Origin of the sequence: Nocardia alba NBRC 108234, from assembly GCF_001612665.1 — a bacterium.
In the GTDB taxonomy this organism is placed as follows: domain Bacteria; phylum Actinomycetota; class Actinomycetes; order Mycobacteriales; family Mycobacteriaceae; genus Nocardia; species Nocardia alba.
The window spans coordinates 1,230,671-1,256,574 of sequence record NZ_BDAX01000002.1 but is presented as its reverse complement, the minus strand read 5'-3'; the positions used below and the strand labels follow the sequence as shown (position 1 = coordinate 1,256,574).

At 68.1% G+C, this 25,904-nt stretch carries 27 protein-coding genes; 23 read left to right on the top strand and 4 right to left on the bottom strand.

Annotation, left to right across the window (positions count from 1 at the left end; all coding sequences use genetic code 11):
- From NA12_RS34315 to NA12_RS07195, 14 genes are all read left to right on the top strand, one after another.
- Positions 1-724, top strand: a 724-nt coding sequence (locus NA12_RS34315; RefSeq protein WP_176579730.1) for a hypothetical protein, incomplete at its 5' end; no start/stop codon positions are given.
- Positions 724-1,548 (top strand): ESX secretion-associated protein EspG, encoded by an 825-nt coding sequence (locus tag NA12_RS07255; RefSeq protein WP_067447274.1) that lies wholly within the window; start codon positions 724-726, stop codon positions 1,546-1,548. The genes NA12_RS34315 and NA12_RS07255, both read left to right, overlap by 1 nt.
- On the top strand, positions 1,532-2,314 hold the full coding sequence (locus NA12_RS07250) for a YbaB/EbfC family nucleoid-associated protein (protein ID WP_067447272.1): 783 nt from the start codon (positions 1,532-1,534) through the stop codon (positions 2,312-2,314). The genes NA12_RS07255 and NA12_RS07250 overlap by 17 nt, the downstream gene beginning before the upstream one ends.
- 33 nt (positions 2,315-2,347) lie before the next feature.
- A complete protein-coding gene (locus tag NA12_RS07245) occupies positions 2,348-3,979 on the top strand; it encodes a hypothetical protein (protein WP_067447270.1) in 1,632 nt (543 codons plus the stop codon).
- Entirely contained in the window at positions 3,976-4,761 is a 786-nt protein-coding gene (locus NA12_RS07240) for an ESX secretion-associated protein EspG (RefSeq protein ID WP_067447268.1), read from the top strand. Before NA12_RS07245 ends, NA12_RS07240 begins: the two co-directional genes overlap by 4 nt.
- Positions 4,754-5,233: a hypothetical protein gene (locus tag NA12_RS34585; RefSeq protein ID WP_243654939.1), complete on the top strand. Its 480-nt coding sequence runs from the start codon at positions 4,754-4,756 to the stop codon at positions 5,231-5,233. The genes NA12_RS07240 and NA12_RS34585 overlap by 8 nt, the downstream gene beginning before the upstream one ends.
- A gap of 5 nt (positions 5,234-5,238) precedes the next feature.
- Positions 5,239-5,538, top strand: coding sequence for a YbaB/EbfC family nucleoid-associated protein (locus NA12_RS07230; protein ID WP_067447266.1), 300 nt, complete (start codon positions 5,239-5,241; stop codon positions 5,536-5,538).
- Between the two features lie 125 nt (positions 5,539-5,663).
- Complete coding sequence (locus NA12_RS07225) at positions 5,664-5,981, top strand: type VII secretion target (RefSeq protein WP_067447653.1); 318 nt, start codon at positions 5,664-5,666, stop codon at positions 5,979-5,981.
- The gene (locus tag NA12_RS07220) at positions 5,978-7,255 is read left to right on the top strand and encodes a hypothetical protein (protein WP_067447264.1); all 1,278 of its coding nucleotides are present in this window, start codon (positions 5,978-5,980) and stop codon (positions 7,253-7,255) included. Before NA12_RS07225 ends, NA12_RS07220 begins: the two co-directional genes overlap by 4 nt.
- An 11-nt stretch (positions 7,256-7,266) precedes the next feature.
- Positions 7,267-7,572 (top strand): PE family protein, encoded by a 306-nt coding sequence (locus NA12_RS07215; protein ID WP_067447262.1) that lies wholly within the window; start codon positions 7,267-7,269, stop codon positions 7,570-7,572.
- Complete coding sequence (locus NA12_RS07210) at positions 7,573-8,601, top strand: PPE domain-containing protein (protein WP_067447260.1); 1,029 nt, start codon at positions 7,573-7,575, stop codon at positions 8,599-8,601. It begins immediately after the preceding gene.
- Positions 8,598-9,392, top strand: coding sequence for an ESX secretion-associated protein EspG (locus tag NA12_RS07205; protein ID WP_067447256.1), 795 nt, complete (start codon positions 8,598-8,600; stop codon positions 9,390-9,392). Before NA12_RS07210 ends, NA12_RS07205 begins: the two co-directional genes overlap by 4 nt.
- Before the next feature lie 79 nt (positions 9,393-9,471).
- Positions 9,472-9,789 carry a WXG100 family type VII secretion target gene (locus tag NA12_RS07200; RefSeq protein WP_067447254.1) on the top strand — a complete coding sequence of 106 codons (318 nt, stop codon included), beginning with the start codon at positions 9,472-9,474 and terminating at the stop codon, positions 9,787-9,789.
- A 14-nt stretch (positions 9,790-9,803) separates the two neighbouring features.
- Entirely contained in the window at positions 9,804-10,097 is a 294-nt protein-coding gene (locus NA12_RS07195) for a hypothetical protein (RefSeq protein WP_067447252.1), read from the top strand.
- A gap of 58 nt (positions 10,098-10,155) precedes the next feature.
- Here NA12_RS07195 and eccE read toward each other — a convergent pair whose 3' ends face one another.
- A complete protein-coding gene (eccE, locus tag NA12_RS07190; RefSeq protein ID WP_084472423.1) occupies positions 10,156-11,841 on the bottom strand; it encodes a type VII secretion protein EccE in 1,686 nt (561 codons plus the stop codon).
- A 130-nt stretch (positions 11,842-11,971) separates the two neighbouring features.
- On the opposite strand from eccE, the gene eccB reads away from it, so the two are divergent.
- From eccB to NA12_RS07170, 4 genes are all read left to right on the top strand, one after another.
- On the top strand, positions 11,972-13,381 hold the full coding sequence (gene eccB, locus NA12_RS07185; protein WP_067447651.1) for a type VII secretion protein EccB: 1,410 nt from the start codon (positions 11,972-11,974) through the stop codon (positions 13,379-13,381).
- A 103-nt stretch (positions 13,382-13,484) separates the two neighbouring features.
- A complete protein-coding gene (locus NA12_RS07180) occupies positions 13,485-14,531 on the top strand; it encodes a hypothetical protein (protein ID WP_067447248.1) in 1,047 nt (348 codons plus the stop codon).
- Positions 14,528-14,986 (top strand): YbaB/EbfC family nucleoid-associated protein, encoded by a 459-nt coding sequence (locus tag NA12_RS07175; RefSeq protein WP_067447244.1) that lies wholly within the window; start codon positions 14,528-14,530, stop codon positions 14,984-14,986. The genes NA12_RS07180 and NA12_RS07175 overlap by 4 nt, the downstream gene beginning before the upstream one ends.
- A 29-nt stretch (positions 14,987-15,015) precedes the next feature.
- Positions 15,016-15,369 carry a YbaB/EbfC family nucleoid-associated protein gene (locus NA12_RS07170; RefSeq protein WP_067447242.1) on the top strand — a complete coding sequence of 118 codons (354 nt, stop codon included), beginning with the start codon at positions 15,016-15,018 and terminating at the stop codon, positions 15,367-15,369.
- A gap of 18 nt (positions 15,370-15,387) precedes the next feature.
- On the opposite strand, the gene NA12_RS07165 is transcribed toward NA12_RS07170, so the two are convergent.
- From NA12_RS07165 to NA12_RS07155, 3 genes are read right to left on the bottom strand one after another with little or no spacing between them, the layout of a single operon-like run.
- Positions 15,388-16,608 carry a hypothetical protein gene (locus NA12_RS07165; protein ID WP_067447240.1) on the bottom strand — a complete coding sequence of 407 codons (1,221 nt, stop codon included), beginning with the start codon at positions 16,606-16,608 and terminating at the stop codon, positions 15,388-15,390.
- Positions 16,532-19,315 carry a WXG100-like domain-containing protein gene (locus tag NA12_RS07160; protein ID WP_067447239.1) on the bottom strand — a complete coding sequence of 928 codons (2,784 nt, stop codon included), beginning with the start codon at positions 19,313-19,315 and terminating at the stop codon, positions 16,532-16,534. Before NA12_RS07160 ends, NA12_RS07165 begins: the two co-directional genes overlap by 77 nt.
- 9 nt (positions 19,316-19,324) lie before the next feature.
- Positions 19,325-19,639 carry a hypothetical protein gene (locus tag NA12_RS07155; protein WP_132369913.1) on the bottom strand — a complete coding sequence of 105 codons (315 nt, stop codon included), beginning with the start codon at positions 19,637-19,639 and terminating at the stop codon, positions 19,325-19,327.
- Between the two features lie 250 nt (positions 19,640-19,889).
- Between NA12_RS07155 and NA12_RS07150 the strand changes: the two genes are divergently transcribed.
- The 5 genes from NA12_RS07150 to NA12_RS07130 all read left to right on the top strand — a co-directional run bounded on the left by NA12_RS07150 (position 19,890) and on the right by NA12_RS07130 (position 25,804).
- Positions 19,890-21,395 (top strand): aspartate ammonia-lyase, encoded by a 1,506-nt coding sequence (locus NA12_RS07150; RefSeq protein ID WP_243654938.1) that lies wholly within the window; start codon positions 19,890-19,892, stop codon positions 21,393-21,395.
- Positions 21,352-22,953, top strand: coding sequence for an MFS transporter (locus NA12_RS07145; RefSeq protein WP_132369911.1), 1,602 nt, complete (start codon positions 21,352-21,354; stop codon positions 22,951-22,953). Before NA12_RS07150 ends, NA12_RS07145 begins: the two co-directional genes overlap by 44 nt.
- A 301-nt stretch (positions 22,954-23,254) precedes the next feature.
- Complete coding sequence (locus tag NA12_RS07140) at positions 23,255-23,611, top strand: hypothetical protein (RefSeq protein WP_067447233.1); 357 nt, start codon at positions 23,255-23,257, stop codon at positions 23,609-23,611.
- Positions 23,612-23,758: 147 nt separating this feature from the next.
- Positions 23,759-24,418, top strand: coding sequence for a response regulator transcription factor (locus NA12_RS07135; RefSeq protein WP_067447231.1), 660 nt, complete (start codon positions 23,759-23,761; stop codon positions 24,416-24,418).
- Between the two features lie 6 nt (positions 24,419-24,424).
- Complete coding sequence (locus NA12_RS07130; RefSeq protein ID WP_067447230.1) at positions 24,425-25,804, top strand: sensor histidine kinase; 1,380 nt, start codon at positions 24,425-24,427, stop codon at positions 25,802-25,804.
- The last annotated feature ends 100 nt before the right edge of the window (positions 25,805-25,904 follow it).

Below are 25,904 nucleotides of genomic sequence, written 5' to 3'. Positions count from 1 at the left end.
CAGCAGCGGAGGCAGCGGCAGCAGCTCCGGCGGCAGCGGTGGCTCCGGCAGCGGCAGCGGCAGCGGCAGCGGAAGCGGCAGCGGAAGCGGAAGCGGAAGCGGTTCCGGCGGATCAGGTTCCGGCGGAGGCCAAGGATCCGGCGGAGGCCAAGGATCAGGCGGCGGCAGCAAGGACAGCGGCAAGAAAGACGACGACAAGAAGGACGAGAAGAAGAGCGGCGGTACCGGCACGTCGTCCGGCAGCCCGGGACAAGCAAGCGGACCGACCGGTCCGGGGACCGGGGCGAGTGGTTCCACCGGGTCGAGTGGTGGCAGCGGATCGACCGGAACCGATCTACTCAGCCTGTTCTCCGAAGTCCTGCAACTGATCTCGTCCGGCTTGCCGAGTCTGGTCCAGCTGGGCAATCAGCTGATCGCCCAGCTCGGCCCTGGTCTGCAAGCCCTGGCCAAGGCCGTCGAGAACGGCTCGATGACAGTGAAGGACGCGATCGCGGCCGCCGCCGAACAGATCGGCGAGGACATCGGCGAGCTCGAGCTCGCGTTGCTCCCGCCGGGAGCAACCGGCCCGATTCCCGTGCTGGAACCGATGATTCGGGCGTTGCTCCCCGAGGGCGATCGAGGCGCGGGTGAGCCGGTGTTCACCACCGCCCAACTGCGCACCGAGGTCGAGCCGACGCCGAGCGTTCCCCTCGGGCGCCAGGTCACTGTGGAGGAACAGCGTTGATGGACAAGACATGGCACCTCACCGGCCTCGAGTACCGCGTCCTGCGGCAGCGATTGCTCGATCGAAACGGCAACTGGCCCTTCATTTTTCGATCGGAAGTTCGACGCGCCTACGAGTACGAGTTCGTCAAGGCACGAGTGTGGGGCGAGCTGCGGGCCGACTGGGACCCCGCGCTCGCCGAGGTACTGACCAAGGCACTCACCGCCGACGTGCGGATCGCCGTGCTCGGTCGCGACAAGCGGGATCCCACGGACTTCAGTAGGGATATCACGCTGACGGCCAAGCGTTTCGGTGATCGGGCCCTGGTCATGCGAGGGCATCACACCACGACCCGCGACAGTCACGATCAGCTCGTCCTGACCGAATGCGACGCGAGCGCCCTCGCCGCGCTGCTCGTGGCCGAGCTGCCCGACGTGGCGGCAGGCAGCCGGGGTCGCGTCGTGCTGCCGAGCCACGACAGCACAGCCGAGTTCGACCACTGGCACGGGCGAAGCACCCTCTACGACGCGGGCGAGGGCGACCACGAGGTACTCGGTCGTCACTGGCAGCGCGCCCCCAAGGCGACGGTCGGCCGGATTCTGATCACGCACGGCCACTCCGCGTTCGGGCCGCGTGGCCAGGTGCGCAAGACGGTGTTCTGGGAGGACCACGTCGACGACGGTCGATATCTGATCGACATCGGTCCGCCGGTAGCCGCTGTCGCCACCGATGCCGCCGGACTGGCCAAGGCGATAGAACGGCAGATCGGTGAAGTGCTGTTGGTGCGTGGCGATGAGGCGCGCACCGGATTTGTCCGGGGGAGCGTGTATGACGACGGGGAATGAGCGCGGCGCGGCCGGTGATCGGCTACGCGGCGAGGCCACGCAGGTGCTCGACGAGGTGGTCGAGCTGATCAGTGGCATCGCCGCCGCCCAGATCCACCAGCGGCAGTTGACCGCGACGGTGTCGGTCGAGGGCGAGCGGATCACCGTCGTCGCCGACGCGTCGGGCGCGGTCGATCGTATCGAATTCGCCGACGACATCGACGAACTGAGCTACGGGCAGCTGGCGAGGTCCACGGTGCGCGCGGCTCAGCAGGCCGCCGAGCAGGTCCGCGACCGAGCCGATGAGCTGCTCGCGCCACTGCGCTCGCTGCACGCGCGCCTGCCCAAACTCAGTGATCTGGTCGACTGGCTGCCACCGCAGGACGAACTGCCACCGCCGCCGCGGGCCCTGCTCACCCCGCCCGACGAGCGCGATCCGCGCCCGGACCCCGTGCCCGGTCACGACGACCCGGAAACGGTGGAACTCATCGAGCTGCAACAGCAACGCGCTCTGCTCTACGCGGTCGGCGCGGCCGAGGGTGGCCGGGTGACGGTCGCGGTCAACGCAGACGGGGTGATGATCGACCTGCGCCTTTCCGGCAATGTCGGCGATCTCGACTACGACGAGCTCGCCGAGGTGATCGTCGAGTGCTCACGGGTCGCGGTCGCCGCGGTCGCGCGCAAGGTCGCCGCGCTCTACGGCACCGGCCGCGATGACCGGCCGCACTACGAGGGCCCGGCCGCGATGGTGGCCGAGCTGAATCTTCTCCGGGACCAATTGCGCTGAGGCGCGAGGTTTCTCACCAACACGGGAGTGGCAATGGCAGCTGACGAGAACGGTCCCGGCGGGTCGCTGTGGACCGACTTGCCGAAAGCGGCGGGCAACGGCCTGTTGCTGCTGGAACCGGGGGCCGCGCAGCGGGCCGCAGGCCATGTCGAGACCATGCTCGAACTCGTCGTCGGCGCGCAGGATTGGATTCATCAGAACGTCGGCGTCGCGAGTCCGCCGGTGGCGGCGAGTGTTTCGGGTCAGTTGATGTGGACGATCTTCAACGTGAAGTTCGGCACCCAACTGCTCGATCGAGTGAACAGCCACCGCGACATTCTCACCGTGATGGGCGAGACCTTCGTCGCCGCGGGCCAGAAGTATCAGCGCACCGAGCACGATTCGGAGGTCAGCTTCGACGAGATCTCCTTCGATGATCCCAAAGGCACACTGCCAAAAGGTGTTCCGCCCGTGCTGACAGTGCCGACCGCGCCGACCGCGCCGCCGCCCGGCACCGAATACGACGCATTCAGCTTCGGTCCAGAGCTCGGCGCGCAACTGAGCTGGGAGACGCTGTGGGTGGTCTGCAACGGGATCGACGCGCCCGCCGTCGCGGCCGCCGCGAGCGTGTGGTCGTGGCTTGCCACGCATTTGGACACCGGCTTCACGACCTTGCGGACCAGCATCAACTCGGTGTCGAACGAGTGGAAGGGTGCCGGCGCGGAGCGGGCGATCGCCGCGACCAACAATTACGTCACCGTTTCCCAGCAACTGACAACGGACATGAGGCTGATGAGCGACGCGCTGCTCTTCACCTCGGGCTGGCTGCAGCAGACCAAGACCAACGCCATGCCGCCGACCCCCCAGCCGCCGCCGGGGACGAGCATCACCGCGCAGATGCTCAACAGTGTCAACCTGACGCGGTATCAGGAGAACTTCCAGACCTACTACTCCAACAACTACGTGACGACAACGACGCGCATCGTCAAGCTCCCGGTGCCGGCCGCGATCAACCCGCCGCCCATCGAATCCAACGATCCGCCGGAAGACCTGCCGTCGAACGAGACGCACGAGGAGGGCGGGGACGAGACCTCGTCCGGCGGCGGTGGTGGTGGCACATCGTCTGGTTCCGGGGGCGAGGACACCCCGATCAGTCAACCGCGCAGCGGTGACGGCGATGTCCCATCGGGCAATCAGTCGCCGGTGACCGGCGAGACGCCGGGGGAGAGCACAAGCCCGGAAACCACGACACCGGAGTCGACACCGAGCCTGTCGGAGCTGCTGAACCAGGAGATGAATCCACTGAACACCCTGGCGAGCACCGAGACCGAAACACCGCTCGGCACACCATTGTTGACGAATGCGATGCTGCCGCCGAGCGGTGGGGCGCCGATACTGCGCGGTGGTGGCAGCGGGGGACTGCGCGGCGGCGTGGTCTCCAAGCTGGGCACTATCGAGCCCAAGCTCTTTCCCCGGGTAGCCGCCATACCGGAGGAACGATTCGTCGGTCGAGCGGGCCCGTCCGGCGGATTCGGATCGGGCATGCCCTTCGGCGGGGTGCCCGGTCGGGCCGGCAATGGTGACGAACGTGAGAAGAAGCGTGAGGAGTACCTGAACTCGACCGAGCATCTCGATGAGGCGCTCGGCGTGCCCGAGCGCAGTGTGCGGCCGGTGCTCGACCGATGAGCCGCACCTGGCACCTCACCGATGTCGAACTGATCGCCGCGTGGGACTCGTTGTTCAAGGACCGATTGCCGCTCCCGTTGTTCGCGCTCCATCGCGGCGAGGACGCCGATGGGTGGCAGCGCCTGGCGCTCGCCGCGCTCGACGTGCTCGCCGAGACCGGCGACGGTGCGCTGTACGCCGCGCTGAACCGGGTCGCCAACGCCGACGTGGTCGTCACGGCGGAGGCGTTCGATCCACGCGATGCGGGCGACCCGCTGCGGCGGGTGCGCGTCATCGCAGCGAGACAGGGCGAGGGCGCGACCCTGATCCGCCAACTGCCGGGCGAAACTATCTGGCACAGTGGTGGTTTCACGGTCAGCTCGGGGTCGGGCACGCGGCTGGCCGCCGCCGTCGTCGGGGCGCTGCCGTTCTGCGCGGCCGGGCGCGGACCCCGGTTGGTGCTGAGTACCGCCGGGCGGGCGGACGGCACCGACTCGCCCTATCGAGCGTCACGGGTCTACGACAGCGAGCTGGATGGCGAGCGGGCGAGCGCGACCTGGTTGAGCCAACCGGTGGAGTGCCTCGGCATGATCGAAACCCGGCTCGGTGCTTCGATTTTCGGGCCGCGCGGAGTGCGTCCCTATCGGATCGACTGGCGGGATCTGGTCGACGACGGACGCTACGCGATCCTGACCGACGACGAGCAGATCGCCACCCCGGTCGACCGCGCGCACCTGGCCGAGTTGATCGGCGCCGATATCGCGACGGTCGAGCAGACCTTGGAGGACGAACGCTATGTATGACCGCGACATCGAACCGGATGCGTGGGACGCGTGGCTGCCCTTCGACGGATTCGCCACCGATGATCCGGAGCCGCCGGAGACCGGTACGGACTCGGCCGGTCCTGCGGGCGAGACCGACGAAGGCGAGTTCGTCGAAGGTCGGTTCGACGCCTACACCGTCGATGAGGCGGCACTGCGCGGCGGCGCGATCACGGTGCGTACCACAGACTCCGGCCTACCGCTGTCGGTACGGGTGCACGCCGATCAGCTCCGGCGCAGCCCCGCCGACCTCGCCGCCGACCTGCTTGTGCTGTGCAGGCAGGCCGCCGACCGCGCCGGTCTGCGTCGACGGGCCTACCTGGCCGACCTCGGCGTGCCGCCGGACGCGCTCGATCTGCTCGGACTTCCGGTCTTGGCGCAGGTCGAACAAGCCGAACTCGGCTACGAGGCCGACCACGACTATGAGCCGCGCAGCTGGCTGGATCGGGCATAGGACAGATGTCGACTGATTTCGAGACACTGCACGAGACCGCGCGCGCCCGCCTCGATACCCTGCGTCGGCTCGAGGACTCGCTCACCGCGTTGCGTGTCACGCACACCGACGCGAGCGGCGCGATCACCATCACCGTCGACGCGGGCGCGAAACTGCTCGATATCGCACTCACACAGGCGATTTCGGAGATGACCCCGGACGAATTCGGGCGTGCTCTCGTCGAAACCGCCGCGCTCGCCGCGCGGCGAGCGCTCGCCGGACGCGCTGCGTTGGTCACCGAATTCAACGCCGAGATGAACGAATAACGCGCACGTGAACAGCTGGGTTCGCGCGATCCGAGCGGTTGCCGCAGGCGTGTTTCTCACTAGATTTCCTGCTCGAACCCACTGTTTTCGAGTTCGCAGATCATCAGCCCGAGGAGGGTGCCGCGATGAACGTAGTCCATGTGGAGCCGCAGACATTCCGTCAGTACGGCGAGCTGTCCGAAGCGAGCGCGGTGGCGATCGCCGCTGCGGGGGTGGCCGACCAGGTCGCGGTAATCGCGGCCGCGGTACCGGTTTTCGGGCTGATCGGCCAGGAGTTCCTCACCAGTTTCGCCTTCGCCCAGGCCAACCACTTCACCGCCGTCATCGACCTGGCGCAGACCCTCGCCGCCACCGGGCACACCGCGCACGCGGCCGCCGACGCCTACGAGACGAGCGAGCGGCACAGCGCCGAGTCGTTCACCCCGCTCGGTCGAGCGAAGTGACCTCCCCGCAAGCGGTACTCGCGGGGATCGGGTTGCCGCCCCTGCCGCAACTGCCTGCCCTGCCGCCCCTGCCGGGGTTGCCGCCGCTGCCCGTGCTCGACCCCGCCGCGCTGATCAAGCCGGTGACCGATCTGTTCGGCGGCTTCGGTGACGGGAATCTGAACGGGACGGGCGCGGTGAGCCCGCAGGCGGTCTTGCAGACCGTTGTCGACTCGGTGAGCACCGCGATGCAGCTGCTGTCGACGGGGCTGCAGCTGTTGCAGTCGATGGAGTCGGCCGGGGCGAAAGCCGCGGCCGGTGCCGCGACCGAGACCATGGCGACCTCGGCCACGATCTCGGATCAAGCCATGCGCGTCGACCTGACAACGGCAGCCGCCGCAGGCACCGTCGCGACGGGATATGCGCAAATGGCCGTGGTGGCAACACGATTCGCGATGACCTCGGTCGCGCTCGGGCCGACGCTGGTCACCCCGCCCGGACAGGCGGCACTGCTGGCGAGTGCGATCGAGGCGGGGACCGAGGCGATGACGATCACCGCCCAGACCAAAGCGCAACTGGTCGGGCACACGGCCGAGATGACCGAGGCGGGCAAACCGGTACCGGTCAAGAAGCCGAAGGTGCCCAAGGTGGCGAACAGCGCGCGCACGGTGGCGACGACCGCTTCGCCCACGACCGGGACAGTCAGTCGAGCTGCCTCGACCGCTGCGACGGAACCACTGGTGGCGCAAGCAACTTCGACAGCAGGCCAGGTCGACTTGCAGCAGGTGTTCAGCCGGCTGCAGCAGGTGGTCACCCCGCTGCTCTCCCTCGTCGGGCAGGTCGGCACCCAGGTGCTCCCACAGACCACGACCGGCACCGAGAAGCCGACGGCGACGACAACCCCGAAGAGCGATCTGACAACCACTGCGGCACAGCCACTGTCGACCGCCACGTACGGTGCGGGGCCGGTGACGCCCGCCGCGACACCGCTCGGCGCGTGGCAGGTCGACGGGGTGCTCACGGGGCCGACCCTCGGCAGCGCCGGGGGTGCCCCCGGCGCCGCGGTGACCGTAGGTGAAGTGCTGCCGCCGCTGCTGCCCGGATCGGGAGCAGGTGGGCTCGCCGGGCTCGATCGCACCCGATCCGGCGGCTCGCACGAGGAGTTCGTCGACGCACGCCACGTCGACGAACTGGTCGGCGGACTGCCCGCTGACGCCTCGACACCGGTCATCGGCGTCACCCCGACCGGCGACGGCGCCGGGCCGACCAACGACGACGTCAAGTTCAGCCTCTAGGAGGATTTTCCATGAGCCGCATCGAAATCGATCACGAACTGGCCAGGACCGCCGCCGGCCGGCTCGACCAGCTGGCCGACGGACTCGAGGGCAGTCTGCGCCTGCGGACCGCGTCGCTGAGCCCGGTCGCAGCCGCGCTCGACCCGGTCTCGCGGACCACCGCGCAGACCATCGGCACGGTCGGTGACTCGTTCCAGCAGTCCTACGCGGGCGGGATCGAGCAACTGCGTCAGGTCGCGGCCAACCTGCGCGCGCACGCCGTCTTGGTCGAGAGCACCGAGGATGACGGCAGCGATCTCTTCCGATCGCTGATGTAGATGCTCGAGCCGCCGCAAGCCGGGTTCACCGGCACGATGTGGAATGCCGTTGCGCCGCAGCAACTCGCGACCGAGCTGAGTACCGGGCCCGGCCCGGGGCCGATGGCTGAGGCGGGTGTGGCGTATTCCACGCTCGCGCTCGGCCTCGCCGGGGCAGGCACCGAGTACCGTGCGCTGCTGACCATGATCGGCACCGCGTGGGCCTCGGAGTCAAACGCTGACGGGCTCGCCCAATTGGCGCTGCTCGCCGACTGGTTCGACGACATCACCGCGGCGGCGACCGAGAACGCGGCAGTCGCGGCCGAACAGGCGGTGTCGTACGAGATCGCGCACCTCGCGATGCCGCACCTCGGCGAGCTGACCGCCGCGATCGACGCCGCGAAGGAACTGGTCAACGGGACGTTGCTCGGCGCTCCGCTGGCCGGGATGCTCGATCAGGCCGAGCATCAGGTCGACGAGCTCGGCGACCTCGCGGCCAGAGTGATGGCCACCTACGAGTCCGCGAGTACCCAACTCGCCACCCCGTGGGAGCAGGATCCGGCGCCCATGGTCTCAGCGGCGGCTGCGCTGCTCGCCGAGCAGGCATTCGCCCGGCCGTCGGATCTGCCGCAAACGCCCGAACCGATGACCGCGACGGTCGCACCGGAGACCCTGACCGGGTCGGTGCCGACCATCGACCTGTCGAACCTGCACCTGCCCGCCCCGACTCCGACGACCGTGGTCGGGGCCGAAACGCTGGTCATGACCCCGGTCGTTTCCTCGACCGCGCCGATCGCGACAACCGTTGCGCCACAGCTCAGTTCGGCTGTTTCCGGTGCCTCTGCCGCCCCGCCGCTGGTCGCGCCGCCGACCACACCGGCGGGGACCTCGTCGTCGACCCCGTTCGCGAGCGGGCAACGTGCGAGCGCGGCGGAGCCCGAGGAATCGGCGAACTACATCGTGGTCGAAGCCGGTTTCGCCACCGCGCCCGCCGTGCTCGGTGGCGTGCGCGCCGAGGCTGGTCCGTCCGATGGTGCGGGTGCCGCATGACTACGCTCACCGTCGACGGCATACTCACCGTCGCGAATCTCCTCGGCGTGCAGGTTCTTCCGCCAGTGCTCGCCGTTCGCAACACCCACCGGACACCTGACCTGTTCACGGCAGCACGGGCGGCGACGCTGTCGGACCTGCGTGCCGACGGTGTGCTCGATGAGGAACACACCGTCGTCGACGACGGCCTGGCCGCCGCGTTCGCCGTGCTCGCTCGCCCCGAGCGCGCGTTGGTGCTGCGGCTGCGGCGCGGCAACGCGATGACCAGGGTGTGCCTGGCACGGCGCGGGTTCGCCCACGCCATCGCGATCCGCGCGGGCGACGGGCTCGATGTGCGCTCGGTCTGGGGCGACGAGGACCCGGTCGAACTCGCCAAACCCCTGGTCGGCGTGCTCGGTCGGTGCCCGCCCGCCGATGTGCCGACACTGACCGCGCCGACCGACGACCTACGCACCCGCTTCGACGATCCGGCAATCGACCACGCCGAAGCGGCCTACCACCTCGGGCTCTGCGAACGCGACGCCACCACCCTCGGGCTCGCCCTACGGGAACCGACCGCACTCGGCGAACTGGTCTGCTACCACAACGACGAGGGAACTACGGCGTGGGCGAGCCGGGCGCCCGCGACCGCCGCCGTCTACGACACCGCGGCCGGTCGCGTGATCGCCGGTGGCCGGATCGCCGAGGACGGGCGCGTGTGGACCACCCTCGCTCCCGGCAGCGACCGCCGCCTCGTCCAGGTGATCGCGGCGATGATCGAGTCGTTGCCCACCGGTCGGTGGATGCCGTGATTCATCGCTGAATTATCCCCCAATAACGTCCGGAGTTTGTGCTCCGGCAATGTCACATCCCTCGATGAAAGGACCCCTGATGTCCGGTCAAGATGCTGTGCATCTCGATTTCGCGACTTTCCAGAAGCACGCGAATGAATACGCCGCGGTGATAGCCCCGATCGACAAGGCGGTCGATGGTCTTTTCGCCGCGGTGGAGGATGCGAAGCCGAAGTGGAAAGGTAGCGCCCAGAAAGCGTTCGAGGCGGCCGCCAATCGGTTGCAAGATCGGATTCGCGAGATCAACAAGGATCTCGGACTTGTCGCCGAAGCGCTGATCGCGGGTGAGAAGAAGGTCGCCGCCGCCGATGACGAGAGCATGGACGGTTTCACAACGCTGAGCACCAACTACAACTAGAAAGGAACGAGTACATGCTGTATGACCCCGCGGGCGTCCAAGCCCTGATCATCGATCTCGGACGGTACGAAGCCAATATCACCGAGGAGCAGAAGAATGCCACCGACGCCGAAAAGTCCCTGACCGGCATCGCTTGGCAGGGTGGCGCCGACGGCGGCGCTGCCGCGTTCAAGCACACACACGACAAGTTGATGGGGGATATGACCGACCTGTTGATCCAACTCAAATCCCTCAAGGGCGCCGTCGAGAAGGCGCTCGCGCACGCGCTGGCCACCGACGGCTCGGTCGCCGACGACTTCTATCTCTAGCTGTCGATCGGCAGACTATATGGGCCCGTCGCCACTTGGCGACGGGCCCATATCGTTGTTATACGGCGGCCAAGACCGGCTCGCTTTCCGCCGGCGCGCTTTCGGCTTCGGCTCGGGTCTCGGCCGGAGTCAGATAGGCGGCTTCGGCCGCGATCGACACGACCGCGACGGTGAGTTCCTCGCCCTGCGTGCGCACCCGAACCGTGGTCGGGTCGGTCGGGTCCTCGAGCAGGACCACGTCGGCCCCGAGTAGCGCCGACGGTGCCTCGATGGCCGCTCGCACGTGCACGGCGGTCGCGTCGGAGACCTGGCCGGTCGAGGCGACACCGTCGTAGACGATCATCGTCGCCGCCGCGGTGTACTGGGCGCTGCCCGGTGAGGAGACCGCGAGCGCGGTGGGGGTGCCGACGGCGTCGACCAGGCAGGCCCAGTCCGCCGGTCGCGAGCTGTGCACGATCACCTGGGCGCCGACGGCGACCGCGCGCAACACCATGAGCATGGCGAGACGGCGGCCGCCGACGATCTCCACCCGCCGGATGCCGGGGCCGAACAGCGGCACCGCGACACCGAGTCCCTCGCGCGTCGCGCCGATGACCTGACCCGACCCGGCCGCGGCGACCGTGAACTCGGCCAGTTGCTGCGGCGTCGTGCGCAGCAGATCCGCGGCTTCCAGCTGGCCGCCGTCGAGCAGCACCTGACGCTGGCAGCCGCGCAGCGCGCGCAGGCCGAGCTCACGGGGCGTGCCGTCGTCATCGTGATGGCCGGTGCCGGCCAGGTCCCGCCGGATGAGCGCCGACACCGCGACCGAGCTCGCACGCGAGCCGGGTGCGGTCGCCGCCGTCGGCGTGAGCCGAACTCGGGTGAGTACCGATTTGGCAGGCAACCGCCACACCGCGCCGAGGTCCGTGGCGTCGAGATGGTCGGGGGCGAGACCGAAACCAGCGAGCTCGAAGCCGTTTGTCCGCAGCGTCCGCCAGCCCTCGGTCCACTCTTGCGGCGCGATATCGTGGAACATCGCGGACTCGGCCGCCGTGAGTTCGGCGGCGGTCAACGCGGTGACTCGCACCCGCTGACTCGCCAGACGCGCGGCGACCCGGCGGGTCGCGACAAGCGCGGTCCGGACCGTGCCCTCCTGGCCGCTACCGCGAATGTCGATCGCCTCGACATTGTCGAGTGGGTCGAATCGCAGGACGAGCCACACGGTTTGAGTCGCGGCAGCGGGCAGCGGACCGAGCAGGCGTTCGTAGAGCCGGACCACATCGTCGGGCCCCTTGGTGCGCATCCCGAGGGTGACCACGTCGATAGCGGCGAGGCGGATATCGAACTGGGCGAGGCAATCGGCGGCATCGGCGAGTGAGAGCGTGACCCCGTTGCTCGGCCCGTTGGTCGCGAGCAGCGTCGGCGTGACCGTTGTCCGGTCGAGCGCGAGCATGGTGATCAGATGCGTGCCGTCCCACCGCATGCCGCACTGCGCGCCGGGCGAGTCGGGAATGGCGATATCGAACGGCTCGGTCGGGGGTGCCGGTAGCGCACCTCGGCGATTTCGCAACCAGAGTTCGATGCGCATGTGGAGAATTCGCCAAATATTCGTTTGGTGAATTCTTGTCGCACCGAGCGCGGCGATCGCGATACCGAGCGCAATGGCCGACCACAGCGGTGCGCGTAAACTGATTGCCCCGGTCGCGGCCATCGTGCCTGCGCCCATTGCCGGTAGTACAACGGCTAATGGCAGGCGTGGAATCATGGGCGGTATCTCGTTATTCACTCTCGGTCATCTCCAATCGCACGCATCCTTGTGGTGCGGTAGCCTCCCACAGGTCGATCGAATGTGCGGGTTCACGCACACACTGTTCACGCGCGTAGAGGAATCGCTCATGCCCGCACAATTGACAACCCGCGCTCAGGTAAACGGCTATCGCTTTTTGCTGCAGCGTTTCGAGCACGCGCTCGTGCGTCGCGACGTGCGCATGTTGCACGATCCGATGCGCGTGCAATTCCGTTCGCTGATGACCGGGTTCGTGCTCGCGATCCTGGTCACCGCCGGCTGCGCGGTGCTCGCCTTCCTGCGTCCGCAGGGACAGGTCGGCGACGCGAAGATTCTGCTCGGGTCGGGCAGCGGCGCGGTCTACGTCGTTGTCGACAAGACGCTGCATCCGGTGCTGAATCTCGCCTCGGCGCGGCTGATCACCCAGAGTGACGAGGCGCCGACCTCGGTCTCCGACACCAAGCTGACCTCGATGCCACGGGGTCCGCTGCTCGGCATTCCCGGCGCGCCATCGGCGCTGCCGGGTCCCCGCGATCGCGACAGTTCGGCGTGGACGCTGTGTGAGGACTCGATCGACGGCGTGCGGACAACGGTGCTCGACGGCCCACCACGCTTGGGATCTCAGGTCCGTGCCGCGGCGGCCGACGAGGCGTTGCTGGTGACGAGGGACGGCGCGACCTACCTGATCTACGAGGGCAAACGCGCCCGCGTCGACATGAACAGCGATGCGATGGTCGCCACCCTCGGCCTGCGCGGCGTCCGCCAACGCCCGGTCGGGACGAGCCTGCTCAACGCGACGGTCGCCGTGCCCGACCTGGCCGTGCCGATCGTGCCGGGCGCTGGCGGCCCGAGCCGGGTGCGTAACGGGAACTTCGTTGTCGGCACCGTGCTTCGGGTCGAGACGGTGAGCGGGGCGCAGTCCTATGTCGTGCTCGCCGACGGGGTGCAGAAGATCAGCGAGTTCACCGCTGAGCTGCTGCGAAGTTCGGATTCGATGGGGCACACCGTGATTCCGCTCGTCGCGCCCGACGCCATCGGAGGCTTGCCGGTGCTCGATGTGCTGCCGGTCGGGCAGTTTCCCGCCAAGACCCCGACCGTGGTGTCCACCGACACCGACCCGATCGCCTGCGCGGCCTGGTCGCGCACCGGCGAGGCGCAGGCCGCGCGGCTGAATGTGCTCGTCGGACGGGCACTTCCGCTCGACGCGGCCGCCGCGCCGGTGGCCACCGTCTCCGGTGACGGCGCCCGATCGGTCTATTTGCCCACGGGCACCGGCGAATTCGTGCAGGCGACCGGGATCGAGCCAGACAGCACGCGCCGGGATGCGCTGTTCTACGTCACCGATACCGGTGTCCGTTTCGGCATCCCCGACACCGCGACGGCCACCGTGCTCGGGCTCGGCAAACCCAAACTCGTGCCATGGCAGTTCATCGGCCAGCTGCCGGCCGGGCCGATGCTGGAGCGATCTGCCGCGCTCATCGCCCGCGACATCGTGCGTGCCGATGGCAATGTCCCGTGAGCCCGGTGACGGGCAGATGAACGCCAGGTGCGCCGATCCCGGCTCGACTCGCCCGTCCCGGTCGGGATCAGTACGGTCGCCTCACCCGAGATAAGGAGCGGATATGCCACGGCTACTCGGCAAACACGCCGACGGGACCATGGTGGTCGCTATCGGCGGCACCTGTGTGACCATCGCCCCCGGCGCCGTCGACGCGACCGGTAGATGCGCGACCGACACGAACGACCTCCATGTCAGCCTCGGCAGCACGGCGGCGGTCGAACCACGGTTCCTCGCCACCGACGAAGTGCTGCCCGACGGGCTGCTCTCGACCGACCAGATCGCGGCCGCCCTGGCCTGGGAGGTCGGTTTCGTCGCCGAGCTCAGCGCCGCCGAAGCCGAGCTGTACCTGCGGTATCGCCCGAACACCGGCGATCCCTATCCCGACCCGTCGCTCATCGAGGCGCCGGATCGGCCGTTCTCACTCGGTGGGTTGCTCGCGCAGGGGGCCGCACCCACGACGGCCGAGCCCGCCGACGCCGAAGCCGAGCCGACGCTGGTCGTGCAACTGTGCGCGTCGATGATCTACGTCGATGACCTCGCCGACCCGCAGCTGATCGTCGACGCGGCCGACGACCTGATCGACCGGGTCAGCTACGCCGCGACGGTCGAGCAGTTCTATCCCGCGCTGGCGCACGCGGTGGCCGCCGGCGCACTGCCTGCCACGACCGTCGAGCTCGCGGGCGGGTTCACCGAGGAGCCGATCCTCGACTTCCTCGGCCGACTCGTCACCGAACTCGACCGCCGCCGGCCCTGGCCCGACCCGGCGCTCGTCTCGATCGATCCACGGCAGTGGCCGTCGCTGGGCGCGAGCACACCCATCGGCTGGGTCGACATCACCATCACCGACCTGGAATGGGCGGTGAAGGCGCCCTTCGCCGATGTCGCCGAGGACGACCAGCCGCTGCTCGTGCTGCGGATGCGCGATGGTCAGCTGGTCGCGCTCGTCGGTGAGCCCGAGCCGTACCCGACGCGGTTTCTGGTGTTGTTACCCGACCTGGCCGGGCAGCTTCCGGCCGGTGATGTTGTCGACTACCTGGCTCGCTACGCCGGGTTGCGCGTCGAGTCCGACGGGCTCGCGCAGGCGTTGGCCGAGGTGGCCGTGTCATGATCCGGCCGGAGAACAACCGCGCGGCCGCCGAGACGGCCGACCTTTTCGACTCGGTCACCGAGACACTCGGCCGAATGGCGGGAATACGTGGTGCCGTAGCGGCGTTGACCGCGACCGCCTCGGCCGAACACGGCCGAATCACGGTGACGGTCAACGCGTCCGGGTCGATCATCGAGACGGTCTACGCCGACGAACTCCGCGGTGTGAGCTTCGGCCAGATCGCCAGAGCGACGGTGAAGGCCGCGCAGGTAGCGGCCGCCGAGGTCGAAACCGAGAAGGCCCGGTTGCTCGCGCCGCTGACCACGCGCGCGAACAGCCTGCCGCAGATCACCGACCTGTTCCCCGACCTCGCCGCCTTCCGCGCGCAGATGCCACAGCCACTGCGCGCGCCGCTGACCGCACCGTCGACCAACGTCGAACAACCCGACGACCGCCACCGAATTCTGGATCGCTGACCTCGATCTGGGCCGAAAGGAGCCTGCGCGTGGATGATTTCGCCAAGGTGGTCACCGACTTTCAAGCGAAGATGGCCGACCTCAACCGAATTCAGGAAGAACGCACCCAACTCGTCGGCGTCGGCACCGCGAGTCGTCGGCGGGTTCGGGTAACGGTGAACGCCGACGGGATCGCCGTCGACATCAAGTTCGGCGGCGATATCGGCGCGCTCGGTTTCGCCGAGATCGCGGCCGCGGTCACCGAGGCATCGCGTACGGCGGTGCTCGACGTGGCCGCGAAGTCGACCGCGCTGATGGGCGCGGTGATCCCCGAGGAGCAGGCGCCGCCGCCGCTGGACGACCTGCTCGCGACGATCAAGGGTCTGCGAGATCAGTTGGGCTAGTGCGGGATCGGTGCCGAATCATCGGGTGACCCCGGCGAGCGCGAGCTGCCCCCACGCGGTGTCGGTCTCGGCATCGGGGGCGATGTCGAAGGCGGCGCAACCGATCTCGCGGGTCACCGTGCCGGACTCGGCCGCCTCGACCAGCGTCGCCACCGCTGATCGGACCGCCGTCGGGCCGAGGACGGCGCACACGATATCGACGACCGTGCGCGGGGTCCACATACCGGGAATCGCCGGTCCGATGGTCGTGGGGTCCGGCGACTGGCCGCACGCCCACCCGGACCCGTCCCACCAGTAGCAGAACGACATCTCGCCGGTGAGCGCGCGTGGATTGAGCACGCTCAGGTCGAGCCAGTCCGGGGCGCCGGTGAAGAATCGGGGCATGGCACCACCGCTGTGGTAGGCGTCGTCGAGTTCTCGCGCGTTCCACAGCCCGCCCGAGAGCACCGCACGCCCGCGTGGCAGCAGCGACAGCGTCGCGCCCCCGCCGTCGGACGCTTCGAAAACCGCGGATGATCCGAGAATCCGTGGACCCCACATACTTCCGACGGTGACCGCGGCGGCCGCGAGGACGCTCCATCGTGCGAAAAGGGTCGTCGGTGCGAGAAACCGGACCGCCGTCGCGACCGCCGCCGGGTCGGCGCGGGCAGCGGCCAGGGTCGGTCCCACTCGCCACCCGTCGTCGACGGCCAGGTGGGCGGCCAACCAGACCGGCAGCCGTTCACGCGGGTAGACCGCGAGATCGGCGCGGTAGGCCGTGGCGGGAAGTAGACGTTCGGGGGGGAAGGGATGTTCGCCGTAGCCGAAGTCGTAGGTGATCGCGGCCGAGTCGTCGCGTTCGATGGCCGCGTACCACCAGGGATAGTTCCGCAGAGCGATGGTCGCCAGCCGCAGAACCTGAATCAATTCGATTGCCTCGGTAGGGAGTTCGACTTCGAAGGCCCGGTTGTCGGCAGTGGTGAAGACCGCGTCGGCGGTGATCGTGGTGGTGGTGACCGAGGTGCTGATGTGCAGTGAACGCCACTGTGGGGGACCGGCGGTGATCACGATGTCGGTGATCGACGTGGCGAGTCGGGTCGCGGTGCGGTGCGCGTCGGCGAGGGGATCGGACGGGGCCGTCGCGACCGGTTCCGCGCGCAAGGTGAAGGCGAAGTCCGGGTCATCAGTCGGGTTCGGGCGGTTGGTCGGGCTCGGGGTCTGGATGCTCGTCGTCGGTGGGGAGTGGAGTGGGTTGTGCATCGGGGCCCCCTGTCAGCCAGAAGTCGAAACCCGCCGGTGGGAGCGGGGCGCTGAACGGATCCGGCATGGTGTGGTCGAGCGGGAGCTTGCGCGGGCGTGGTTTGCCGCTCATGTAGCCGCCGTCGATCATGCTTCGTTCGGTGCGCGAGCTCGCGTCGAGCGCGGCCAGTTCGGCCTCGATTCGGCGTTGGGCGACACCGGATTCGATGCGCCAATTGTCGTGGGTCGTGGTCAATTCGTCGAGCTCCGCGCGCAGTCGCGCGGCGTGGTTCGTGAACTGTTCACCTTCGCCGCGACTCGGACTCGGCAGGTCGCCGACGGCCTTGCGCGCCGCGGCCATCGCCCGGTCCTGCTCGTCGGCCGCCCGGTCGAGCGGGGCGCGCACAGTGCTCAGCTGCTGCTCGGCGATCGCGACGCGGGCGGCGGTATCGTCGATATGGCGGTCACGGGCGGCGATCTGGCGTTCGAGGTCGGTGATGGCAGCACGCATCGTCGGCCTGAGTTCGTCCGGGGCGGACTCTTCATCACCGCGCCGCCGGACGAGCATCTCGTTGTCGGCGTCGTTGAGGCGCTTGGCGTGCGCCAAGTCCGCACGCGCCAGGTCCCGGCGCGTAGTCGCCTGCTCGAGACCTCGGGCGTTGGCTTGGTCCAGCGCTCGGGCCGAATTGACTTGCGCGGCTTTGAGATCGGCGATGCGGCCGTCGGCGTTGGCGAGTTCTGCCTCGGCTGCGCGCGAGAGCGGCGCGTCGGTGGAGTCGTCGGCAGTGCTCCGACGCGGTGCGGATTCGGCAGTCGAGTCGTCGTCGGTCGAGCGGCGACGATCACCGGTCGAGTCGTGTTCGGCGGAGCCGTCGTCGGTGGAACGGCGTCGAGCGTGCGACTCGTGGTGCGAAGAGCTGGCTCTATCGCGTTGTGGCGGTGTGGTTTCGGATCCGGCGACGTCCGCGCTGTCCTCCGGCATGTCGGTGTCACGTCGCGGTGCGGGAGTGATCGCCTGGTCCTCGCCCGACTCTGCCCGTCGGTGTGGCGGCAGCTCGGTCGATGCGATGGTGTCCGACGCCTCGGCATCGGTTCGGGCGCGCGAGGCGGAGACCGGGGCCGGGGCGGCGGAATCAGACAGGGCACGTTCGACATCGGAGCGAACACGAGCGTCGGCCAGTTGTGCCGCTCCGAGTCGCTCAGTGGCGAAGGTCAATGCGGGGTCGTCGGGCGTTGTCGCTCTACTGCGCGCCCGGACCTGATCGAGCTCGGCGTTGAGCACGGCCCGCTGACTGCGCGACAATTCGCTGATCGTGCTCCGCTGCTCGGCAAGATGGGCATCGCGGTGCGCGCGTGGTTGCGCGGGTGGGGTATCCGATCGCATGGCCGCGTGATCTCGGTCGCGGGCCTCCCGATATCCCGACACGTCGCGGGCGCGAACCTCCTGGATCAACTCCGAGGTCGACTTCGTCGGTGCCTCTGGTGGTTGGGCCAGCGTGGTCGGCCGGCCATTGCCATCGGGCTGGTCGGCCGAGCCCGCGCCGCCGTCCGTCCGGGTTCTGCCGAGGGCGCGGTCGGTCGCGATGATCACCCCGTCATCGCCGCGTGTCGCGGCCGGCTCGAGTCCACGCATGCCGATGTAGCCGCGTTGCAGACCCATGATCGAGTTGGCCGACAATGCGCCGATCAAGCCGACGGTCGGATCGAACGACCCGGTGAAGCCCGCCGCGATCCCACCGCCGACCAGGGTGGATACCACGGTCGGCACGGTGCCGGCCGCCATCCCGAGGCCGGCGCCCCACAGCCCAGCCGTGGGATCCTTGCCGAGCCCGGTGAGGAACTTGGCCCCGAAACGGCCGACATGGGTCGCGACGAGCGCGCCCGCGTACCACCCGCCGACCGAGGCCGCGATCGACATTCCGAGTTCGGTGGTGTTGAACTCGTCGCGGTGACCCTCGGCCAGCTGAATGCCCTGGACCATCACGTCGAGCCCGCCGGAGACGATGACGTTGTTGATGCCCTTCTCCAGCAAGAACTTCACGGTGTCGGCGGGCAGCTCGGCCAACGCGCGCGCGGTGGTGCCGCGTAGTCCGGCGCCGACGAAACCCTCGTAGAGACCAGGAGTCGCTCTGGCGGCCACAGCGGTCGGTCGCTGGGCGAGAATGCGCGCGACGCGTCCCGGCTCATCGGACAACCGTGGTAGATAGCGCAGTACCTTCACCAATTGCTCACCCAGATGCGGGATCTCGCCGATGACCGCGAGCGCGCGATTGCTCACCCGGTACACCGTCGCGCGCGTGGCACCGATCGCCGCGGCCTCGACCGCGGGCGCGGTCGGCGGCCACAACCACGCGCCGGCGATCTGCGCGGCAAGCATCGTGACCGACAAGATGATCATGATCTTGGTCTCTTCGATGGTGGTCGCCGCATGCCGTGTGGACGTACCGATCTGGCGGAAGTTGGCGGCCAGCTGCTCGATCGACTGCTCGCCGACCACCAGTTTGTCGAGTTCGGTGGCGATGAAAGCGCGCCCGCTGCCACTGACATAGCCACGCAGTGCTTGTTGTTCGGCAGCGCGCAGCGCGGGAGCGACGCTCGACTCCATGACAGCGGCGGCGTCGAGCCAGCCCTGGGCCATGGCGAACATCTTGTCCTCGTCGCCGTCGGGCCAGACCTGCCCGATGACGTAGGTGAGCAGCCGTAACTCGGACGGCCAGTGCAGCGACACAGGTGCGCCTCAGAAGCGCGCGGTATTGCCGGTCTCGGTGCGATCGGTTCGGTCGGCCGCACCGATCAAGCCGGTCCCGAACTCGCCGATCGTGGTCGCGAATTCACGGATACCGTCGAGCAGGTTCGTCCGGGAGCTGCGATACCCGGTTTTCCCGTCGGCGAATTGCCGACCATAGGAATCATCACCCCAGGTTTCGGTGCCGTTGGCGGCGACCACCGTTCGCAGGGTGGTCAGAACGGCATCCAAGTCGGCTTTCGCGGCGAGTAGTTCGTTGCCGCCGGCGCGCACTTCACCCGGCGAAATAACAATTGTTTCAGCCATGGTTTCGCCCTCACTTGTCGTCGAGCAACGGAGCTTACCGGCGCGATAATCAACTAGCTGTCGACTTTCCGTTAATTCCTTGTTAGGTGAGTGTGCTTTCCGCGTTGGTGGTGTTCATCCAGATGAACACCTTGTCCACGAGGCTCTCTCGCGACGTCGGCACTGTCGCGCCGATGCTTCACTCTGTCTCGACGTCGTGGCGCCGAGCGCGCTGTCGCCGGCGTCGAAACGACAATCGCAAGGAGTGCTGATGTCGACCGCGCAATCGATGGCCGAGTCCCGACTGGAACATGATTCGATCGGCGCCCTCGCCGTGCCCATGAGCGCCTATTACGGCGTGCACACCGCGCGAGCCTTGGCGAACTTCCACGTCACCGGCGCCACGATCGGCGATTTCCCGCTGCTCATCGCGGCATTGGCGGCGGTGAAGCAGGCCGCGTGCCGAGCCAACCGGGAATTGGGACTGCTCGACCCGCGCCGCGCCGACGCGATCAGCACGGCGTGCGCGGAGATCAGGGCCGGGGCGTTGCTCGACCAGTTCCCCATCGATCCCATCCAGGGCGGCGCGGGCACGTCATCGAACATGAACGCCAACGAGGTAATCGCCAACCGGGCCCTCGAGCTGCTCGGTTTCGCGCGCGGCGACTACGACCGACTGCACCCGCTCACCCACGTCAACCTCGGCCAGTCGACCAACGACGTCTACCCGACCGCGATCAAGCTGTGCCTGGTCGGCTACCTGCGCGAACTCGTCGCCGCGCTCGCCGGCCTCGCCGATGCCTTCGACCGCAAGGCCATCGAATTCGCCGACGTCATCAAGATGGGACGCACCCAGTTGCAGGACGCGGTGCCGATGACCCTCGGCCAGGAATTCGGCACCTACGCCACCATGGTGCGCGAGGACTGCGACCGGCTCGCCGAGGGGACGCTACTGCTGCTCGAGTGCAATATCGGCGGCACCGCCATCGGCACCGGCATCAACGGCCACCCCGACTACGCGGAGCTGGCCTGCCGCCATCTGCGCAAGATCACCGGTGAACTGGTCACCCTCGCCGACAATCCCATCGCGGCGACGCAGGACTGCGGTGACTTCGTGCAGGTTTCGGGAATCCTCAAGCGGGTGGCGGTCAAACTCTCCAAGATCTGCAACGACCTGCGGCTCATCTCCTCCGGCCCGCAGGCCGGGCTGCGTGAGATCAATCTGCCTACCGCTCAAGCTGGTTCGTCGATCATGCCGGGCAAGGTGAACCCGGTCATCCCCGAGCTGGTGAACCAGGTCGCCTTCGAGGTGATCGGCAACGACCTCACCGTCACCCTGGCCGCGGAAGGCGGACAGCTGCAACTGAACGCCTTCGAGCCGGTCATCGTCTACAGCATCATGAAGTCGCTGACCCACCTCACCGCGGCCGTCGATACCCTCGCGACGGCCTGCGTGTCGGGCATCACCGCCAACCGTGAGTATCTGGCCGAGGGCGTGCGCCGATCGGTCGGTGTCGTCACCGCGCTCGCACCCGAGCTCGGCTATGCCGAGTGCGCGAAAGTCGCTGCACAGGCCCTTGCCACCGGGACGAGCGTGGCCGATCTGGTGGTAGCCGAAGGCGTGTTGACCCGCGCCGAGGTCGACGAACTGCTCGCGCCACGTCGATTGGCGGGATTGGCGCCGATGGCCGAAACTGCTCCGCAGGGGAACCGCGCGGCCAGTAAGGGTACAAGTGACAGTTCGGAGCCTCCGCTCGACCAGGTCCGCACCGGCTGAACCCGCGCCGAACCAGGTCGGGCTGCCACGTCGACGCTGGCCGGTCCTGTTGATCGTGTGCGCGACCGGATTCTTGGTGAGCAAGGACATCTCGATGCACGCCATCGCGGTGCCCACGTTGCTCCAGCAGCTCGGTGACCGCGATGTCCTTGCCTTCTCGCTATGGATCCCGAAGTCGTATGTGATCTCCCACGTGGCGTTTCTGATGCTGGGCGGCGTGCTGTGCGACCGTTTCGGCCCGAAACCGCTGCTCACCTACGGCTACCTGGGATATCTGATCGGCCAATTCGCCCATCTGGCCCTCGAGACGACCTCGCTGCCGCTGATGATCGCCCGGATCCTGATGGGCGTGAGCGCCGCCGCGATGGTGCCCGCGGCGTTGGCGACGCTGTTGCGGGCGAGTGCCCCGGGTTTGCAACGGGCGCAAGCGATTCTGCTGTGGGGCGCCGCGATCGCGGCCGGGGTGACGGTGGTGCCGCTGATCAGCGCGTTGCTGCTCGGGCACGTGTGGTGGACGCGGGTGATCGCGGTGGAATCGGTGATCGCGATCGCGTTGTTCGTCGGCATCATCGTGCTCGTTCCCGCCTCGCGGCCGGACCCGGACGCGGTTGTCGACTGGCCCAGCGTCATCGCGACCGTCGCCGGTGCGGCACTGCTCGCCCTCGGCTTCATCACCGCGCCGGACTGGGGTTGGACCTCGCCCGCGGTGCTGGTGACGTTGATCGCCAGCACCGGCTTGCTGGTGGTCGCCACCATGATGCGGCGCGCGGTCGAACTGCCGCACGACTGGCTGTTGCGGGCCGAGCCGCGCGTACGTCCGGCCATGTTCGCACTCGCCACCGCGGTTGTCGCCACGTTCGGCATGGTGTTTCTCGTCGTCCAGTACCTGCAGGCGGTACGCACCGAATACCCGGTCCTCGCCGGCTTCGCGATTTTCGGGCCGACCTGCGCGGCGACGGGTTTCGGCGCGTGGGCCGGCGCGGCGCTCTACCGGCGCACGAATTCGATCGTGCCGCTGATCGTCGGGTTGACGACCGTTCTCGACGGTCTCGCTGTCGGTTTGCTGGCCGATGTCGACGGTGGACTCGTGCCGATCGTGGTGATGGCGACGGTGGTCAACGCCGGGCTCGCCATCGTGATGACCGTCGCGCTCGGCGCCATCAGCGCGGCGCTGCCCGCCACGCGCCACGGCATCCCGTTCGCGGCGCAGTCGGTGGTCGTGCAGCTGGGCAGCATGCTCGGGGTCGCGATGGTGAGTGGCCTCGTCGGTGAGGGGTACAAGGCGAAATTCGTGGTACCGGCCCAGGTCGCCGCCCGTGACGGGCTCACCGTCACCGGTGAACCACTCGGCCGCAGTGTCGCGACCGCGATCTCGGTCGACGACCAACTCGGCTGGCAACTGGCGAGCGCGGTGCGCACCGCGTTTCTCGTCGGCTTCCGGCACGGTGTCGTCGCGCTCCTGCTCCTCGTTGTCGTGATGATGGCGGTGATCCTGATTCTGGCCGCGCGGCTGCCCGCGGCCGAACGCGCGCGCGAGCAGGTCGACAGGTTGAGCTGACCGTGACCGGGATGCGCGATTTCGCGTATCAGTCGTCGTCGTTTACAGAAAGTATCCGGTTGTTTTGTGTCGAGCGGGTTACCGTCCGATTCGGTGTAGGTGATCAGACCGGGTCTCAATTGTGTACGAGGATGCTCCTCAAGGGATTCCAGGGTTTATCAAGGAAATCTAAAGATTCCCAGGGATCCGCAGTGGCATGCAAAGTGAATACTAAATAAATGGCTTGACTATTGACCTTCCGGAAGGGGGAGCGCTTAATTCGATACGGGTTCGAGAAAAGATCGAAAGGTTGGGTGTTGGGATGCGCGACATCGAAAGGGTCGCTTCGGTTCGCCGCCGGAGTGCCGAATTCAGCGCTCGGTCGATGCCGGGACGGACGCCTGCCGAGGAGACGCTCGCCCGCTCGCGGGCCGAGCGCGCACAGCTCGAGCAAGGGCGAATCTTCCAGGCCGACCTGATCGAGGAGGCCGAGCAGTTGCACGAGGAGATCCGCCTGCTGCACGAGGAACTGCGTGAGGTGTTCCGGCAACTGAGTAATCTTCGTCGCCGGTTCACCAGCTTGCCGCCGGCGCCGCGGTTGGTCGGCTTCCAGCCGATCGCCGTCCCGCCTCAGCTCGGCGCCGCCGGCGCGGGGACAGCCGGTCGCGCCACCGCCTGACCTGCCGGATCGCGCTACGATGTGACATTTAATGGCATTGTGTCACTACTCGATAGTTGGCAATTCTGTCAAGGCTGGAAAATCTTGGTGTTGTATCCTCACCCCTTGTTCAGGTAGCTCCTGGACGTGTGTGAAGGGACCAGGGTCGTGCGGGTAGTGGTTGTGGAAGACGACGCCGGTGTGGCGGCCGCGGTCGTCGAAGGGCTTCGCGCGCATGGTTTCGCCGTGGTCGACCACTTCGCCAACGGGCTCGAAGTGCTCACCTCGCACACCGGTTACGACGCGGTCGTGCTCGACCTCGGGCTGCCGGATGTGAACGGGTACCTGGTATTACGCCAGCTGCGCAAGGTCAGTTCCATCCCGGTCATCATTCTCACCGCCGAAGGTGACGAGCTCGCCGTCGTGTCCTGCTTGCGGGCCGGCGCCGACGACTTCATGGTCAAGCCGCCGCGCGTCGGCGAGCTCGCTGCGCGCATCGAGACCATCGTGCGGCGCGTGAGCCCGGTCGACGAGGTCGTGACGGTCGTGCAGACCGGGGATGTCCGCGTCGACCTGGCGGCCCGCCACGTCGAGGTCGCCGGTGCACCGGTCTCGTTGACGCAGAAGGAATTCGCGCTCGCGCGCGTTCTCGCCGACCAGGTCGGGGTCGCGGTCAGTCGCGAAACGATCATGCTCGAGATCTGGGGTGAGAAGACCTCGTCGACCTCGCGGGCGCTCGACGTGCACATGGGCGCGTTGCGCGCCAAGCTCAATCGGCCCGGGTTGATCACCACGATCCACGGCTTCGGCTACCGCTGGTGTCGGTGAGCGGCGATGCGTGTTCGGCTGGTCACCTCGTTCACGTTGCTCGCGGCGATTTGCATGATCTGTTTCGCGACCGGAATCGGTTACGCGATCGCGGGTAGCCGCACCCAGGGTCTGGTCATCGCGCGGATCCAGGATGCCAACCGGTTCGCCGCGATGGCCTCGGCGAGCCCCGGTGTACTCGAGGCCACCGCACAGTCGTACTACGAGCAGACCGGCAATGGGCTGCTCGTGATCGCCAACAGCGGGCGGGTCATGGTGGACCTCGGGGTCGACCGAGGCAACCAACGGGTGGTGGAAGTGACGACTAATGCCCACCAATTCGTGCCGCCCGAGCCGCTGTACCCGTGGACCGAGCGCCCGATGATCGTGGCGCAGCCGATCGGGACCTGGCCGCAGGCGGGTGGGGTGGTGGTGATCGCGATCTCGACCGAGGCGACGCGGCACGGGATCGCCGACAGCTGGATCCAACTCGGCTGCGTGACGTTGACCGCGATACTCGTCTTTCTCGCGCTCGCGCTCGGGGTCGCCGGGTGGATCTTGCGGCCGGTGTCGAAACTGTTGCGCGAGGTCGGTGCGCTGACCTCGACCCTGCCGGTGCGCGCGCACGGGGCACCGACCAGGCGGGCGGCCGGACCGCCCGAGATCGCCGAACTCGCGGTGGGGGTGCAGACGGTGACGAGGGCGGTGGCCGAGTTGGCCGCCGCCGAACGCCAACTTGTTGCCGATACCGCCCATTCGCTGCGAAATCCATTGGCCGCGTTGGCCGTTCGCCTCCAGGCGTTGCGGCCGATGGTTGCCCACGATGAGGCGGCGGCGACCTTCGTCGGGGTGGTGAGCGAGGTCGACCGGTTGTCGCAACTACTCGATGGATTGCTCAGCAATGGCGGAGAAGCCGGGTCGACGGTGCCCGCCGCACCGCGCTGTGACCCGGTCGTGGTCGTGCGCGAGCGGATCGACGCCTGGCTCGACGCGTACGTGCGCGCGGGCATGACATTGACCTCCGACACCGTGGACGAGGGGCTGATCGCGACGGTGCCGGCGAGTGTGCTCAGTCAGGTACTCGATGTGGCGCTGAGCAATTCGGTGCGGTATGCCGGACGGGACGCGCGCACGGTGATCAGTGTCGGCCGCGAGTGCGAATCGGTCGTTGTCTCGGTGTCGGACAACGGTATCGGCGTCTCGGCCGATGAGCTCGACCAGCTCACCACCCGGTTCTTTCGCGGGGCGCAGGCGACATCGGGCGGGTCGGGGCTCGGGATGTCGATCGCGGCGACGCTGGTCACGCAGTACGGCGGGCTCTTCTTCGTCGATATCGCCGAACCGCACGGGCTTGTCGTGACCGCGAGTTTCCCCGTGGTGACGGCCGCCGAGCTTACGGTTGGGTGAACAGCTGAATCGCAGGTGAACTCCGCGTTCGCCACCGGACGCCCTCGCGCGGTCGGGGCAACGATGGCGGGGTGTGTGACGCGGCGGAGAACAAGGGGCG